This is a genomic window from Arthrobacter sp. 10N43 (genome assembly GCF_056394525.1).
Genome location: NZ_JBFTIA010000013.1, coordinates 1 through 16,078 on the forward strand (window position 1 = coordinate 1; position 16,078 = coordinate 16,078).

Consider the following 16,078-nt stretch of genomic DNA (forward strand, 5'->3'; position numbering starts at 1 on the left):
AACGCCCGGTCCCATCCCGAACCCGGAAGCTAAGACCCACAGCGCCGATGGTACTGCACCCGGGAGGGTGTGGGAGAGTAGGTCACCGCCGGAACATCATTAACGGTCGAGGACCCCCAACACATGTTGGGGGTCCTCCCGCATTTAACGCCACTTTCCGGCCACAGCCACGGCTGCCGGCCAGGCCGCCGGAACGCGCCGGCCAGGACCCCGCTGCCGCGGCCAGGACGCTGCCGGCGCCGGACCCCCGGCACCAGCGCCCCGGCACCCCCCGCACCCCACCCGGCAGGCCCGCAGGCCCATCCCTGACACCCGCCCCCGGCACCCCGCCAACCGCCCCCACGCCGCACCGGGCAGGCCCGCAGGCCCCTCCCGGACACCGGGGCGGACACCACGCCAACCGGCCCCACACCCCACCGGTACGCCTCCGGGCACCTCAATTGGTCGCGGAAAGTCCGCCAGTGGGAAACCCGGCGGAGGCGTCGGCGGACCTGTCGGAAAGGCAGCCGGCAGCGAGGCGTCCGCTCTCGGCGCAATTTCACCTGCGATCGGCGCCGATTCCAGTGATTTTCCCCAAAAAACGCCGAAAACACGCGGAATTTGCCACCTCTAAGGCGCCAAGCTGGTAAGTTTTCGAACAGTGGTTTGTACGCATGCCGTGTGCAGGCTCCAGAAATCATGACCGTCCAGGAGGACATAAATGGCTAAGAACCGTAGTGAACTTGTTGCAGAGGTAGCAGGCAAGGCCGGCACCAGCCAGGCAGCAGTCAACTCCGTGCTCGACGCACTGTTCGAGGTCTTCGAGACCTCTGTCGCCGCGGGCGAAAAGATCACCATCCCGGGTTGGCTCGCCGTCGAGCGCACCGACCGTGCAGCTCGCACCGGCCGCAACCCGCAGACCGGCGAGACCATCCAGATTGCCGCTGGCCACAGCGTCAAGCTGACCGCCGGCTCCAAGCTGAAGGCTGCAGTCGCCAAGAAGAAGTAGTCTTCTTCTCAGGCTTCAAAGGAGCGGCAACCCTCGGGTTGCCGCTCCTTTTGCGTCCCCCGGCCGTTTTGCGGGCCTGCTCCGCTCGAACCGGGCCTCCGGCGCCGATTCGCTGCGCAGGGCGGCGTAGCGGACAATGGAGGTGTGCCTTCCGCAGCAAATCCCACGCCCACAACCGCAGCGCCCGTCCCCCCGGGGGACGCACGCGGCCCTGGTTCCGGTCCCGGCGGAGTTGGCCGGCCGTGGCTGATCGCCGGCCTTGGCGCGTTGTTCGTGGGACTGGCCGCGGCTCTCATCTTTTCCGGCGCTGCAGCCGCCCGCGAAGTCTCGGACCCGGGTGCGCTGGTGCGCTGGGGGCTGCCGGTGAGCAAGGCTGTCCACAACGTCGCCGTGGCCACCGTGATCGGCGGACTCATCTTCGCCGTCGGGATCCTGCCGATGAACAGGAACGGCACCCGGTCCAAGGACCGGGACGCCCCGGAGCACCCGGCCTTCAGCCGGGCCCTGGCCGTTGCCGCGGCGGCGGGCGCCGTCTGGACCCTCTCCGCCATAGCCGTGCTGGTCCTCGGCTATTCGGACATTGCAGGGCAGGGCCTATCCGGGGATCCGGAATTCACCCGCTCGCTCGTGTACTTCATGACGGATATCGAAACGGGACGCGCCTGGCTGGCTGTCGTGATCATCGCGGCGGTCGTCACCACCGCCCTTTTCGGCGTACGGTCCCGCGGAGGCCTGGCATTGACGCTGGTCCTTTCGCTGATCGGGCTGGTCCCCGCTGCGCTGATCGGACACTCCTCAAGCTCCAGTGACCACGAGGGCGCCATCAACTCGCTCGGCCTGCACCTGGTGGGCGTCTCGGCGTGGGTGGGCGGCATCATCATGCTGGCAGTGCTCTCGGGCGTGCTGGGCGGCACAGGTGCCGGCAGCCGCAACTCAGGGGCCTCTTCCGGAACTGCGGACATCACCGAGCCAACCCTGCGCCGGTTCTCCTCCCTGGCGGGCTTCGCCTTCATCCTGGTCTTCGCCTCCGGCGTGATCAACGCCAGCATCCGCCTCACCTCCTGGGCCGACCTCTTTGGATCGGCCTACGGGCAACTGATCCTCGCTAAGACGGCGGCGGTCCTGGTGCTCGGCGGCATCGGGTTCATGCACCGCCGCTGGGTCATCCCGCAGCTGGGCAACCGCGCCATGGGAAGCTCCGCCCGCCGTGTGCTGTGGCAGCTGGTGATCGTGGAGTTGCTCGTCATGGGAGTGACGTCCGGGATCGCCGTGGCGCTGGGACGCTCTGCCCCGCCGCAGCCCACCACTTTCGCCCCCGACGCGTCGCCGGCCTTCATCCTCTCCGGCTACGAGCTGCCCCCGGAACTGACGCCGGAACGCTGGCTCACGGAGTGGCGGCTCGACTGGCTCTGGATCGCCGTCGCCATCTTTGGCCTCGCGGCCTACGCCCTCGGTGTCCGGAAGGTGCTGAAACGGGGAGACTCCTGGTCCTGGTTCCGGACCATCAACTGGGTGATTGGCCTCATGGTCCTCATCTACGTGACCTCGGGCCCGCCGTCGGTCTATGGCAGGGTCCTGTTCTCGGCGCACATGGTGGACCACATGGCCCTGACCATGGTGGCCCCCATCTTCCTGGTCCTCGGCGCCCCCGTGACGCTGGCGCTCCGGGCACTCACGCCGCGGCGCGACAGCTCCCGCGGACCGCGCGAGTGGCTGCTGATCTTCATCCACTCGAAGTTCTCGCAACTGGTGACCCACCCGCTGTTCGCCGCCGCCAACTTCGCCGGCTCGATCGTGCTCTTCTACTATTCGGACGCGTTCGGCTACGCGATGCGGGACCACGTGGGCCACGAACTGATGAACCTGCACTTCGCCCTCACCGGCTACATCTTCGTGCTCACCATGATCGGCACCGACCCGTTGCCGCGCCGCGCACCGTACCCCATGCGGCTGCTGATCCTGCTGGCCACCATGGGCTTCCACGCGTTCTTCGGCGTCGCCATCATGGGCGGCACCGGGCTGCTGGCCGCAGACTACTTCGGCAACCTGGGCCGGACATGGGGAGTCAGTGCCCTGCTGGACCAGCAGATGGGCGGTGCCGTGGCTTGGGGCATCGGTGAAGTGCCAACCCTGCTGGTGGCGATCGGCGTCGCCGTCATGTGGTCCCGCTCCGACGCGCGGGAGTCCAAGCGCACGGACCGGGCGGCGGACAGGAATAACGACGCCGATCTCACTGCTTACAACGATATGTTTGCCAAGCTGGCCGAGCGCGATGCCAGGCTTGCCGAACGCAATTCAAAGCTGGAAGGACGCTCATGACCGAAACCGTACGCACCCACCTCCGGGTCCGGGCCTCCGAACTTGTGGGCCGCAACTGGCTGAACACGGGCGGCAAATCCCTGGACCTCGAATCCCTGCGCGGCAAGATCGTCCTGCTGGATTTCTGGACGTTCTGCTGCATCAACTGCCTGCATGTCCTGGACGAACTCCGCCCGCTGGAGCAGCAGTACTCCGATGTCCTTGTGACCGTTGGCGTACATTCGCCCAAGTTCGAGCACGAGGCCGATCCTGTGGCGCTGGCCGCCGCCGTCGAACGCTACGAGATCCGCCACCCGGTCCTGGACGACCCGGAACTGGACACCTGGAAGGCCTACACGGCCCGGGCGTGGCCGACCCTGGTGGTCATCGATCCCGAGGGCTACATCGTGGCGCACCTCTCCGGTGAGGGCCACGCCGACGGCCTCGCCGTGCTCATCCCCGAACTCATCGCCGAACACGAGGCCAAGGGCACCCTGCACCGCGGCGACGGCCCCTACGTGGCGCCGGAGCCGACGTCGGGCACGCTGCGCTTCCCGGGCAAGGCCCTGTACCTTCCTGCCGGCCGCGGCGTCGGAAGCGCCGGGGACGGGTCATGGCTGGTGACCGACACAGGCCACCACCGGCTTGTGGAGCTCTCCACCGACTTTGAGACGGTTCTGGCCACGTACGGCTCCGGCGACAAGGGCCACGCCGACGGCAACGCCGCCACCGCCCGGTTCAATGAACCGCAGGGCCTGGTGCTGCTGCCCGAGGCCGTCGCCGCGGACACCGGCTACGACGTCGTGATTGCCGACTCCGTGAATCACCGGCTCCGCGGACTGTCCCTCGCGGACGGAACCGTCCGGACACTTGCCGGCAACGGCGTGCAGCGGCTGCTGGAAACCGGCCCGGCCCGGGTGGACGAGGAAGGCGCAGCCTACGGTTCCCGGCTCGAGGCGGACCCGCTTGCGGTATCGCTGAGTTCCCCGTGGGATGTCGTCTGGTCCACCAAACTGAACGCCGTGGTGGTGGCGATGGCCGGCGTGCACCAGATCTTCAGTTTCGAACCCACCTCCGGCGCCGTGAAGATCATCGCCGGCAACGGCCTCGAAGGGCTCCTGGACGGCCCGGCCGCCGAAGCCTGGTTTGCCCAGTCCTCCGGCCTGGCCGAAGACGCTGACGGCAACATCTGGGTGGCTGACTCCGAGACCTCCGCCCTGCGCAAACTCGTCATTGACGACGCCGGCAGCATCACCGTCGAGTCGGCGGTGGGCAAGGGCCTGTTCGACTTCGGTTTCCGCGACGGCGCCGCCGCCGAAGCGCGGCTGCAGCACCCGCTCGGCGTGACGGTGCTTCCCGACGGCTCCGTGGCCATTGCCGACACGTACAACGGCGCAGTCCGCCGCTACGACCCCGCAACTGGCACGGTCTCCACGCTGGCACGCGGACTGTCCGAGCCCTCGGACGTGATTGTGGATCACACCCATGTTGCCGGGGCCGAACCGCTGCTGGTGGTGGTCGAGGCCAACAAGCACCAACTCGTCTACGTGCCCATCCCGAAGGAAGCCCAGCAGGTGGACGAGGGCGCCGCGCAGACCCACCGGCCCAAGAGCCCTGTGGCGCCCGGGCTGCTCGAACTGGCCGTGCGCTTCACGGCGCCCACCGGACAGAAACTGGACGACCGCTGGGGCGATCCCACCCAGCTGAAGATCTCCTCCACCCCGCCCGAACTGCTGGTCTCCGGCGGCGGGACGTCCGTGGGGCTCCTGCGCACCCTGGAACTTTCCTCCGACGTTCCCGAAGGCGTCCTGCACATCACCGCCCGCGCGGCGGCGTGCGACGGCCCCGAAGACGCCGACGGCGAGATCCCGGACCACGCGGCCTGCCACCTGTACCAGCAGGACTGGGGAATCCCCGTCCTCCTGCAGGCCGACGGCGACACCGAGCTGGTCCTGGACCTGCGCGGAATGGACTGAGCCGCAACACCTGGCCGCTGCGCCGGTGCTGATCAAAAGGCTGCTGCCCGTGACCCCGCGTCACGGACAGCAGCCTTTCGGCTTTCTTCGGGCCGCGCTGCGGCGGGCGGTGAGGGCCGGCGTCGTGCAACCATCGCGGGGACTGTATGCGCTTCCGACGGCGGACCCTGACTATGTTGCGCTGCTCCAGCGCAGGCAGCTGCTCACGTGTGTGAGCGCCGCGCCGTTCTACGGGTTGTGGGCGTTGGAGCAGCCCGGGCCCCGGCATGTGTACCACCGGCGCGGGGGTGCGGCAGGCGGGGAGCCGGGACACGGCGGACTGCTGTTCGCCCCGGATCCGCACCGGCCGGTTGCGGCCCTGGGCGATGTCCTCATCCATGCGCTGAGGTGGCTGCCGTTCCGCGAGTCCCTGGTGATGGTGGAGTGCGCGGTCGGCAGGGGTGACATGACGCTGGACTTCCTGCGACGGCGACTGCCCGGGACGCGCAATGGCCGGGCCCGGGAGGTCCTGAATTGGGTGGACCGCGGCGCGGAATCGCTGCTCGAAACCCTGGCGCGAACCTATTTCCGGCAAGCCGGTATCCGCGTGGAAGGGCAGGTGCACATCGGCGGCGTCGGTTCTGTTGATTTGCTGCTTGAGGGCAGGCTGATAGTGGAGCTCGACGGACGCCATCACGGCGAATGGGCTCAGGTGAAGAAAGAGCAGCGCCGCAACAACCGCTCCGTGGTCCGAGGATACGCGGTGCTCCGCTACTACTATGCGGACGTGGTGCACAACCCGGCGGACATGGTGGCGGAGGTCCTCGCTGTCCTTGCCGGCATCAAGGCACCCGGGTAGGCGTCACGGCCGGCAGGTTATCTGGCACCGAGGGAGAAGAAATCCGCGGATTTGCCGGGAGCCGGGCCAGCGACGGGTTCAAAGTCTGCCCTGCATGACGGGAAGGGGCCCGGCGCCGTGGGAATCAGCCAGGGTTCCAGGAGTTAGCCGGGAGCCTAGTAGTTCAGCTGCGGGGTGAGCTTGACGGTGTCGCCGTCGATGTCCAGGCGGGTGGTGAAGCTGAAATCGTGGACGCTGTCGATGTCGGATACGGCGCCCGAGAACAGGTCCACCTGGCGGCCCTGGATCCGGGCCTTGCCGTCCAAGGGGGACACGACCCAGCGGCCGCCGAACGGCTCGATGCTGACGGTGGGGTAGTCCGTGATGCTCCAGTGGATGGTCCCGTCGATCACCCGGTTGTTCGTGGCGTGATAGAACGGGCAGTCGGGCTGCAGCTTCTGCTGCTTGTCGGCCTCTTGGGCGCAGGAGTCCAGGAAGTCCTTGACCTTGCCACTCACGGCGTCCTTGAGGGCACCGGTGGCCTCAGTCAGCAGGTTCAGCGAGGCCGGGTGCGCTTCCTCTCCGGCGACGGTGGCCCGGGTGGGCGGGGCCGAGAAGTACTGGCCGTTCAGTGAGGCCTCGTACTCGCCGGGGTAGAAGACCGCGAAGGAGTTGCGGCCGTTGGGCATGTTCACCGGAACGCCATTGACGGTTGCCTCGCTGGAGTTGACCACCGTGACGTCCAGGACGGGCAGCGCAGCGGGGACGAAGGACCATTTGTGGAAGAACAGCCACTCGGTGCCGGAACGCTCCAGCAGGAACTCGGTCCGCAGCCGGCTGCCATCGATGGTGTAGTCCATGGGCACCATCACCCGGTTCGCACCGCGCTCTTCGGCGTCGCCGAGCTTGACGTCTGAGATGCGGGAGGCCGCAGTTTGCAGGGCGGTTCCGTCGAGCATCGCCGGGTTGCTGTCCGGCACGGAGGCGCGCAGCAGGCCCAGGGCTTTTTCGCCCTCGCCTTTTTGCAGGGCGCTGAGATATTCGCGGACGGGCTGCTGCGGCCCGGCAATGGAGTCGTTCACCAGGTTGATCGACACGATGGCTCCGGCCACGGCAAGCATCAGTCCCAGCAGCCACGCTGCTGCGATTTTGACCAAGGCCTGACTCATCTGCACGATTCTTACGTTACCTGCACCCCACAGGAATCTCCGTGTCAAGGACCGCCTCTGTGACGCGGACCATGGCGGCCGCGCCCGATTAGAGTGCCCCGGACCTCCGGCGGGCAGCAACGGCAGTCATCCGCTAGCGTCGGCGGCGCCTCGAGGAAGTGCCAAACACGCCGCGCAGCAGTTCCCGGCCGAGTTGGGTCCCCAGCGAGCGGGCCATGCTCTGGAGGCCGCCGCCCAGGGCCCCCGCGAGGTCGCCGCCGATGCCGCCGCCTGTGGGCTGTGCCGGCCGGGGGGCACGCCGCTCGGGCGCCTCCCCGTATTCGGGCGGCATCCCTGGTGCCGGCGCAGGACTGCTGCTGGTTCGGCTGCTGGGACGGCCGAGGACTTCTTCCTCGATCCGTCGGGCTTCGGCGTCGATGGCGTTCGGGTCCAGTCCGCCGGCGGAGGCCCCTCCCTGGGTCCCGGCACCCTGCTGAGCGGTCCCGGCGGCCGGCCCGGTGGGGGCAGCGCCCTTCCCGGTGATCTTCTCGTACGCCGAGATGTTGTCGACGGCGGTGCCGTACTTGGGCAGGAGGGCGGAGGCAGCGACCGTGCTGGAAATCAGGGCATCGGTGCTGGGACCCATGACGGACTCCGGGGCGCGGAGCCGGGTCAGGGCCACGGGCGTCGGCGCCCCCTTTTCGTTCAAGACCGTGATGACCGCCTCGCCGATGCCGGCGGTGGTGAGGGTCTCCTCGAGGTCGTAGTCGCTGGTGGGAAAGGTGGAGACGGTGGCCTTGAGCGCCTTGGCGTCCTCCGGGGTGTAGGCGCGGAGGGCGTGCTGCACCCGGTTTGCCAGCTGGCCCAGGACGTCCGCGGGGACATCCTTGGGGGTCTGCGTCACGAAAAAGATGCCGACGCCCTTGGACCGGATGAGCCGGACGGTAGTGGTGATGGCGTCGAGAAAGGCCTTCGAAGCGCCGTTGAACAGCAGGTGCGCCTCATCCAGGAAGAACACGAGCTTGGGCTTGTCGAGGTCTCCGGCCTCAGGCAGGTCCTCGAAGAGATCTGCGAGCAGCCACATGAGGAATGTCGAGAACAGCATCGGCGTGGTCTGCAGGGTGGGCAATTCCAGGCAGCTCACCACGCCGCGGCCGTCAGGTGCGGTACGCAGCAGTTCGGCGGTGTTGAACTCGGGTTCGCCGAAGAATTTTTCCATGCCCTGCGCCTCGAGGGTGATCAGTTCGCGCAGGATCACACCGGCGGTTGCCTTAGAGAGGCCGCCGAGTTCCTCGAGCGCGTCCTTGCCCTCGGCCGAGGTCAGGAACTGGATCACGGCACGCAGGTCCTTGAGGTCGATCAGCTCCAGGTTGTTCTTATCCGCGAAATGGAAGACCAGCTGCAGGCTGGATTCCTGGGTCTCGTTCAGGTCCATGACCCGGGAGAGCAGGATGGGGCCAAAGGAAGTGATGCTGGCGCGGACGGGTATGCCCTGTCCATCGCCGCCGAGGGCCAGGAACTCCACCGGGAAGGTCTTCCCCGACCATGCCTGGCCGATGCTCTCAGTGCGTGCCAGGAGCTTCTCGCTGCCTGTGGCGGCGGTGGCGAGCCCGGAGAGGTCGCCCTTGATGTCGGCCAGAAACACGGGCACGCCCGCCGTGGAAAGCTGTTCGGCCATCATGTGGAGCGTGACTGTCTTGCCGGTGCCCGTTGCCCCGGCCACGAGGCCGTGCCGGTTCATCATCGCGAGCGGCAGCCGGACGGGCGCGTCCTTGTGGAGTTCGCCGTCGACGATTGCCGCCCCGAGCTCGATCGTCGGGCCGTCCAGGGTGTAGCCCTTCTGGATCGTGGCGACTTTGTCTGCAGTGGATTTGATGGCCATGCGGTTAGCTTAGCCGGGTCCGGTGTTCCCGGACCCGGCTCAAGCCGGCCTATTCGGCGGTGGCGAGTTGTGTGACCGTGTCGGCGGCGCACCGGCGCCGTGACAGAATTACGCCACCGATTTGTTTTTCTTGCTTTAGACTGTGGCATGCCCAACTCGTTCCCGCGCATCGTACTGGCCTTTGTCATAACCCTCTGCCTTGTCTTCTTGGGTGGAGGCGCTGCCTCGGCCGCCACGGCCACCTCCCCGGGACCGGGCATCGACGTGTCCTGGCCGCAGTGCGGCAAGACGCTGCCAAAGCAGCCCGCTTTCGCGGTCGTCGGCGTCAACTACGGCCTGGCCAACAACACGAACCCGTGCCTGGCAAGCCAGCTGGCCTGGGCGAAGACAGCGAAGTCTCCCGCAGCGACGTCGCAGCCGCGGGTGGCCCTGTACGTCAATACGGCCAACCCCGGCCTGAAGGGGTCCTGGTGGCCCACATCGAACACCTACAGCGGGGTGAAGGTCGCCAACCCCTACGGCAACTGCGCCCTGGGGTCGTTCAAAGCCTGCTCCTACATGTACGGATGGGCCAAAGCGTCCGACGACGCCAGGCGCCGCGGCGTCAGCAACCCTCAGACCTACCTCTGGTGGCTGGATGTGGAAACGGAAAACACCTGGCAGTCAGACAAGGCAGCCAACGTCGCAGTCCTCGAAGGCATGACCGCCTACTTCAAGCGGATCGGCGCCCGCGTGGGCCTCTACTCCACCCCCTATCAGTGGGGGAGGATCGCCGGAACCGTTAAGTTCACCAGCCCGCTGGCAGGACTGCCGAGCTGGCTTGCGGGAGCGGGATCCGCGGCCGGCGCCAAGAAGAACTGCGCCCTCCCCGGATTGACCCCGCGCAGCCGTGTCTCGATGACGCAGTACATTTCCGGCGGACTCGATTACAACTACTCATGCAGCTGACCCGCTGATTCACTGATCTGCGAAAGCCTATGTAGCAGGCAGGCAGGCACGTAGCAGGAGGCGTGCGGCCGGCCGCAGGCTGGCCGTACCGGGCAAGAAACATGCGCAGGAAAATGTGCAGAAATATCCCGGGGGCCGCCGTCGTTGATGCCAGTGTGCCCGCGCCGGAAACCCGGTGCCGCCAGGACCGCAGTTCCCAACTCCGGCCCGCACACTGCTCCGCTACGAAAGGCCGGCTTTTCCGTGACTGTTCCGCTTTCCATCCTTGATCTCGCAACCATCGGCCCGGGCCAGACGGCGGCGGAGAGCTTCGCCGGCAGCGTGGCCATGGCGCAGCTCGCCGAGGACCGGGGCTACCGTCGGATCTGGTACGCCGAGCACCACAACATGTCCGCGATCGCCTCCTCCGCCACGAGTGTGCTGATCGCGCACGTCGCGGCGCACACCTCCAGCATTCGGCTCGGCGCCGGCGGCGTGATGCTGCCCAACCACTCGCCGCTGACCATCGCGGAACAGTTCGGTACCCTCGAAACCCTGCACCCGGGCAGGATCGACCTCGGGCTGGGCCGGGCCCCGGGCAGCGACCAGAACACCATGCGGGCCCTGCGCCGTGACCCGATGTCGGCCGAGAGCTTCCCGCAGGACGTCCTGGAGCTCCAGGGCTACCTGACCGGACCCACCCGCATCCAGGGCGTCGAGGCGACCCCGGGCAAGGGCACCAACGTCCCGCTGTACATCCTGGGTTCGTCCCTGTTCGGCGCCAGGCTGGCAGCCCAGCTGGGCCTGCCCTACGCCTTCGCCTCCCATTTCGCGCCCAATGCGCTGCAGGACGCGGTTGCCACGTACCGCCGCGAATTCCGGCCCTCGGCGCAGCTCGACGTCCCGCACGTGATCGCCGGCGTCAACGTCATCGCCGCGGACTCCGCCGCTGAAGCCCAGGCCATGTTCCAGGCCACCAAACGGGCCAGGGTCTCACTGTTCTTCGGCAATGGACGCGTGTTCAGCGACGACGAGGCGGACATGATCCTGGACTCGCCCCAGGGCCAGCACATGGCGCAGATGATGAAGTACTCCGCCGTGGGCACTCCCGATGCCGTGCTGGCGTACCTCGAGGAGTTCACGGAGCACGCCGACGCCGACGAGCTGATCGTGGCCCATCAGAGCACCGGCACCGAGACCCGGCTCCGTTCCGTGGAGCTTCTGGCAGACGCCGCCCGGCTCGTCCGGGCGTAGCGGCCTAAGAGCCGAACGCCTGACGGCGCCGCGGAGCGTCAGTCCAGGACCGGCGCCCGCGCGGCGCCGTCTCTGGCTACAGTTCCCGGCGGGCTCCCTCCGACGCGGTGACGGGGAAGATGTGCGGGGCGGTGTACCCCGCCCGGGCGAAGTCGCGGGCAATGCCCTCGGCCACTGTCCCGGCGTCGCCGTTCCGGACCAGTGCCAGGGCCGCGCCGCCGAAACCGCCGCCGGTCATGCGCGCGCCGATCGCACCCAGCTTCTGGGCGCTGGACACTGCGAGGTCGAGCTCGGCGGTGGAAATCTCGAAGTCGTCGCGCATCGACACGTGCGATTCGTTGAGGAACGGGCCGATCGCGGCGGCGCCGGAAGTCCGCAGCGCCGCGACGGTGTCTAGTACCCGCTGGTTTTCCGTGATGATGTGGCGGACCCGGCGGTAAGTCTGTCCGTCGAGCTGTGCCGCTGCCCGCGGGAGGTCCTCCGGGCCCAGAGCCCGGAGGCTGCCGACGCCCAGGCGGCGGGCGCCGTCCTCGCAGGAACGACGGCGGCTGGCGTAGCCGCCGTCGGCATGGGAGTGGCTGGTCCTGGTGTCGATCACGAGGAGCCCCACCCCGGCGCCGGCGAACCCGAGGGCTACGCTCTCGGTCTTCAGGCTCTGGCAGTCGAGCAGGATGCCATGATCCGGCTCGCCCAGGAGCGAGGCTGACTGGTCCATGATCCCGGTGGGCGCGCCGACCACCCTGTTCTCGGCCAGCTGGCCGATCCGGGCCAGCTCCGGCCGGTCCAGCCCCAGCCCCCAGAGATCGCTCAAGGCCAGGGCCACCGCGCATTCGACGGCGGCAGAGGAGGACAGCCCGGCGCCGGCCGGGACATCCGAGGTCAGCGCCAGGTCCATGCCGGAGAGCCCGGAGGCGCCGCCCGCCGCCGCCAGGGACATCGCCCAGGCCACGCCCAGCGGGTAGGCCGCCCAGCCGGTGAGGGCATCCGGGTCCACGTCATCGAGGTTCACCTCCACCATGCCGGGGAACGAGCTGCTCGTGACCCGCAGCAGGCGGTCTTCCCGGACGCGGGCCGCCACCGTGGTGCGCTTGTCGATGGCGATCGGAAACGCGAAGCCGTCGTTGTAATCCGTGTGCTCGCCGATCAGGTTGACCCGCCCGGGCGCCGACCACAACCCGTCCGGCGCGCCGCCGAACTGGCTGGCAAAGTACTCGCTTCCCAGCCGAAGGACCTTGTTCATGGCTGGGCGGCTTCCTGTTCTGTTGCTGGGAGTTCTGTTGCTGGGAGTTCTGTTGCTGGGAGTTCGAGTTCGGGGAGGTCCGGGCGGAACGGCTCGAGACCTGCCGTTTCCATCGCCTCGCGGAGCCGGGCGGCGGCCGCTTCCGGCGGGATGTCCGCAATGAACGCACCCATCGCCGCCTCGGAACCGGCCAGATACTTGAGTTTGTCCTCCTCCCGGCGGGGCGAGGTCAGCTGCAGCATGAGCCGGATGTCTTCCCGGTGAGCATGGACGGGGGCCTGGTGCCACGCCGAAATATACGGGGTGGGAGTGTCGTAGAGGGCATCGACGCCGCGCAGGAGCCGGCTGTACAGCAGGGAGAACTCGTCGCGTTCCTGCTCCGTCGTGGCGGCAAGGTCCGGGACGTGCCGGTGCGGGAGGATGTGCACTTCCAGAGGCCAGCGGGCGGCAAACGGGACAAACGCCGTCCAGTGCTCGCCCTGAAGCAGCACCCGCTCGGATTTCTGCTCGAAGCTGAGGATGTCCTCGAACAGCGGGCCGCCGTAGCTTTCGATCGTGCGGACCAGCTGGGCCGTGCGAGGCGTGATGTACGGATAGGCGTAGATCTGACCGTGCGGGTGGTGCAGAGTCACGCCGATCGCTTCCCCGCGGTTCTCAAACGGAAAAACCTGTTCGACGCCGGGCAGCGCGGACAGCGCGGCGGTCCGGTCCGCCCACGCCTCCACCACCGTGCGCATCCGGGACAGCGGCAGCGCCGCCAGGGATCCGGTGTGTTCCGGCGAGAAGCACACCACCTCGCACCGGCCTACAGACTGCCGGCTGCGCCCCAGCCCCACCAGGGCGAGGTCGTCCAGGCCGGCCGGCGCGGCGGCGTCGCCCGCCAGAGCCGGTCCGAAGGACGGGGACTTGTTTTCGAAGACGGCGACGTCATAGGGGCTCGGAATTTCCGAGGGATTCTCCGGCGAGGCGGGGGCCAGCGGGTCCAGGTGCGAGGGGGGCAGGACCACCCGGTTCTGCCGGGCGGCCGCGATCGAAATCCACTCCCCGGTCAGGACGTCCTGGCGCATGGTCGCCGTGGGCGGACGGACCGCCGGCTCGCGGAGATCGTCCCCGCGTTCCGGGGGCAGGACGGTATCGGCATCATCGAAGTAGATGATGTCCCGGCCGTCGGAGAGCTTGTAGGAGCGTTTCGTAATCTGGCCCATTGTCAGGAGCTCCTCACGGGGTCGCCGCCGGATGCGGTTGGATCGGCGGCATTGGCACGGCGGACGGACAGGAGCAACCCGTGTTCCGGGTTGAGGACCGGCATGGGGAGGCCGGACTCCGCCAGGAAACGTCCGGTCGCCTCGATGCCGCCGGCAAGCCATGCCGGGGGCACCGCCTGCAGGAACGCCCGCTTGTCCCCGGCCGCGGGGTACACCGCGTCCACCCGGTACGTGGCTTCCGGAAGCAGTCCAGGCATGCAGATCCGTCCCGGAACTTCGGCGAACGACGTCGCCACGGACACCAGCGCGTAGAGGGCCTCGCCGCCATCGTGGGACACAACGCCGTGAAGCCGAAGGGCCGGGTCGGGCTCGTCGGCGCGGACCATCCGCCCGCTGTGCAACAGCGGACGATGCTGCTTGTACAGTGCGATCGCCCCGGCAAGTTCGGTGCGCTCGGAGTCCGTGAGGTGCCGGACATCCCATTCCAACCCGAAGTGGCCGAACATCGCTGTAATTGCCCGGAAGGAGAGATCGTGCGTTCGCGCGGTGGTGTGGCTCGTGGTGGGGCCGATGTGCGATCCGACGAGCTCCGGCGGCACCACCACGCCGGTCCAGCGCTGGATGGTCTGCCGTTCCAGGGCGTCGTTGCAGTCCGAGCCCCAGACCCGGTCAGTGCGTTCGAGGATACCGAGATCCACCCGGGCGCCCCCGGAGGAGCAGCTTTCAATCTCGACATCCGGGTGGGCCAGGCGGAGCTCGTCGAGGAGCCGGTAGACGGCCTGCGTCTGGGCATGCACGGAAGAGCGTCCGTCGTGGCCCATCTCGGTCAAGTCCCGGTTCTGGTCCCATTTGAGGTAGCTGATCCGGTTTTCGCTCAACAAGGCATCCAGCCTGTCGAAGATGTACTGCCAGGCCTCCGGGTTGACCAGGTCAAGGACCTGCTGGTGCCGCCACTGCATGGGCAGCCTGCCCCCGGCGGACGGTCTGTCCCCGCCGGACGGGCTGTCCCCGCCGGACGGGCTGTCCCCGCCGGACAGGCTGTCCCCGGCCGTCCGGGGTGCCGGTCCGGCGATCCAGTCCGGGTGGGCGCGGGCCAGGTCCGAGTCTTCGTTGACCATTTCGGGTTCGACCCAGAGGCCGAATTCCATGCCGTGGCCGGTGACCGCATCGATCAGCGGGGTCAGGCCCCCGGGCCACAGTTCCTCGTCGACGTACCAGTCGCCGAGGCCCGCCCGGTCGTTGCGCCGGCCGCGGAACCAGCCGTCGTCCAGGACATAGCGTTCCACGCCGAGCCGGGCTGCCGATGCTGCGAGTTCGAGCAGCACCGGCATCCGGTGGTCGAAATACACCGCCTCCCAGACGTTGAGCACCACCGGACGTGCCTTGCCGGTCCGCACGCCGGGGTGGTGCGGGCGCCCGCGGAACCAGGAGTAGAACGCGTCGCTGATGCCGTCCAGCCCCGCGGCGGAGTACGCCGCGAACAACCACGGCGTCTCGTAGCTGGCGTTCGGGGCCAGGCTGATCTCGCCGGAACCGAGCAGTTCCGAGGCGCCCAGCACGGTCCGGCCGTCCGCAGCGGCGTCAACGAAGCTCTCGTGGTTGCCACTCCAGCCCAGGTGCACGGCCCAGACCTGCCCGTGGCGGTTGCCGAATCCGGGGGTGCCGGCCGCCAGCAGGAGCGAGGCGTCATGGCCGGTGCGCCCGTGCCGGCCCGAACGGACCCACGTGCCTTGGCGCAGCGGCAGGCGCTGCGGGTGGGACTCCCGGCACCAGCGGCCGGTCAGGTCCAGGATCTCCGTGGCGGCGCGGCCCAGCGGCAGCACGGCCGCGAGCTCGTCCAGGCTGTACCGTTCAGCGCCGTCGTTCTCGAGCCGGTGCCTGAGCTGGAGCAGTCCGCCGTCGTTGATCCTGATCTCCGTGCGGACGGTGACACCGGCGTCGGGGTCGGCCTGGGTGATGACCGCAGAGCACTGTTCCCCTTCGGTGCGTTCCACAGCAACAACGCGCAGGCGGGCCGAGAATGCCTGGCCGTTCCGGTGCCCGCGGAGGCCGGGCCGCCCGCGCCAGCCGGAGGATGCCTGCGGGATCAGTCCGAGTGTGACAGGGACGTCGTGGGCGGAGCGCGGCACGGCGTCGCCCAGCAGTGAAAGGTCCGGCAGGGCCGGGCCGAGGTCGGAGCCGAAGTGCAGCATGGCGGCCTCTCCGGTGCTGAAGTCAATGAGCAGGGATGTTCCGGAGCGGCGCAGGTGCAACGGCTCCAGATCCGACGACGTCAGGGCCGGGACACCCAGGGCGAGGGTCTCGGCGGCAAGAGTGAGGTCCGGGTTGTTCACGGCAGCTCCA

General features: G+C 68.4%; 11 protein-coding genes and 1 rRNA gene. 7 read left to right on the forward strand and 5 right to left on the reverse strand.

The window, feature by feature from the left end; all coding sequences use genetic code 11:
* The 5 genes from rrf to AC1DDO_RS18910 form a co-directional block, all read left to right on the forward strand.
* Positions 1–94, forward strand: a 5S ribosomal RNA gene (gene rrf, locus AC1DDO_RS18890); the annotation flags it as partial.
* Positions 95–700: 606 nt separating this feature from the next.
* A complete protein-coding gene (locus tag AC1DDO_RS18895; protein ID WP_011776355.1) occupies positions 701–988 on the forward strand; it encodes an HU family DNA-binding protein in 288 nt (95 codons plus the stop codon).
* Positions 989–1,132: 144 nt separating this feature from the next.
* Positions 1,133–3,307: a bifunctional copper resistance protein CopD/cytochrome c oxidase assembly protein gene (locus AC1DDO_RS18900; RefSeq protein ID WP_476869857.1), complete on the forward strand. Its 2,175-nt coding sequence runs from the start codon at positions 1,133–1,135 to the stop codon at positions 3,305–3,307.
* Entirely contained in the window at positions 3,304–5,262 is a 1,959-nt protein-coding gene (locus AC1DDO_RS18905) for an NHL domain-containing thioredoxin family protein (protein ID WP_476972498.1), read from the forward strand. The genes AC1DDO_RS18900 and AC1DDO_RS18905 overlap by 4 nt, the downstream gene beginning before the upstream one ends.
* Positions 5,263–5,311: 49 nt before the next feature.
* Positions 5,312–6,100 carry an endonuclease domain-containing protein gene (locus tag AC1DDO_RS18910; RefSeq protein ID WP_476972499.1) on the forward strand — a complete coding sequence of 263 codons (789 nt, stop codon included), beginning with the start codon at positions 5,312–5,314 and terminating at the stop codon, positions 6,098–6,100.
* A 155-nt stretch (positions 6,101–6,255) separates the two neighbouring features.
* Here the strand turns inward: AC1DDO_RS18910 and AC1DDO_RS18915 are convergent, their stop codons facing one another.
* Together AC1DDO_RS18915 and AC1DDO_RS18920 are read right to left on the reverse strand one after the other, a co-directional pair.
* Positions 6,256–7,248, reverse strand: a complete 993-nt coding sequence (locus AC1DDO_RS18915) for a hypothetical protein (RefSeq protein ID WP_441411192.1) — start codon at positions 7,246–7,248, stop codon at positions 6,256–6,258.
* Between the two features lie 133 nt (positions 7,249–7,381).
* A complete protein-coding gene (locus AC1DDO_RS18920) occupies positions 7,382–9,109 on the reverse strand; it encodes a helicase HerA-like domain-containing protein (protein WP_476972500.1) in 1,728 nt (575 codons plus the stop codon).
* A gap of 147 nt (positions 9,110–9,256) precedes the next feature.
* Here AC1DDO_RS18920 and AC1DDO_RS18925 point away from each other — a divergent pair, with 147 nt between their 5' ends.
* Together AC1DDO_RS18925 and AC1DDO_RS18930 are read left to right on the forward strand one after the other, a co-directional pair.
* Positions 9,257–10,057: a glycoside hydrolase family 25 domain-containing protein gene (locus tag AC1DDO_RS18925; protein ID WP_476972501.1), complete on the forward strand. Its 801-nt coding sequence runs from the start codon at positions 9,257–9,259 to the stop codon at positions 10,055–10,057.
* Positions 10,058–10,300: 243 nt separating this feature from the next.
* The gene (locus AC1DDO_RS18930; protein WP_476867907.1) at positions 10,301–11,290 is read left to right on the forward strand and encodes an LLM class flavin-dependent oxidoreductase; all 990 of its coding nucleotides are present in this window, start codon (positions 10,301–10,303) and stop codon (positions 11,288–11,290) included.
* 76 nt (positions 11,291–11,366) lie between these two features.
* On the opposite strand, the gene galK is transcribed toward AC1DDO_RS18930, so the two are convergent.
* From galK to AC1DDO_RS18945, 3 genes are read right to left on the reverse strand one after another with little or no spacing between them, the layout of a single operon-like run.
* Entirely contained in the window at positions 11,367–12,530 is a 1,164-nt protein-coding gene (gene galK / locus AC1DDO_RS18935; protein ID WP_476972502.1) for a galactokinase, read from the reverse strand.
* Positions 12,527–13,735 (reverse strand): galactose-1-phosphate uridylyltransferase, encoded by a 1,209-nt coding sequence (galT, locus tag AC1DDO_RS18940; RefSeq protein ID WP_476972503.1) that lies wholly within the window; start codon positions 13,733–13,735, stop codon positions 12,527–12,529. The genes galK and galT overlap by 4 nt, the downstream gene beginning before the upstream one ends.
* Positions 13,736–13,737: 2 nt before the next feature.
* A complete protein-coding gene (locus AC1DDO_RS18945; protein ID WP_476972534.1) occupies positions 13,738–15,996 on the reverse strand; it encodes an alpha-galactosidase in 2,259 nt (752 codons plus the stop codon).
* Positions 15,997–16,078 lie beyond the last annotated feature (82 nt).

Excerpts from the sequence above, each read along its gene's own strand:
- AC1DDO_RS18895 (WP_011776355.1), top strand. The coding sequence starts at position 701 with ATGGCTAAGAACCGTAGTGAACTTGTTGCAGAGGTAGCAGGCAAGGCC.
- AC1DDO_RS18905 (WP_476972498.1), top strand. The coding sequence starts at position 3,304 with ATGACCGAAACCGTACGCACCCACCTCCGGGTCCGGGCCTCCGAACTT.
- AC1DDO_RS18915 (WP_441411192.1), bottom strand. The coding sequence starts at position 7,248 with ATGAGTCAGGCCTTGGTCAAAATCGCAGCAGCGTGGCTGCTGGGACTG.
- AC1DDO_RS18920 (WP_476972500.1), bottom strand. The coding sequence starts at position 9,109 with ATGGCCATCAAATCCACTGCAGACAAAGTCGCCACGATCCAGAAGGGC.
- AC1DDO_RS18925 (WP_476972501.1), top strand. The coding sequence starts at position 9,257 with ATGCCCAACTCGTTCCCGCGCATCGTACTGGCCTTTGTCATAACCCTC.
- galK (WP_476972502.1), bottom strand. The coding sequence starts at position 12,530 with ATGAACAAGGTCCTTCGGCTGGGAAGCGAGTACTTTGCCAGCCAGTTC.
- galT (WP_476972503.1), bottom strand. The coding sequence starts at position 13,735 with ATGGGCCAGATTACGAAACGCTCCTACAAGCTCTCCGACGGCCGGGAC.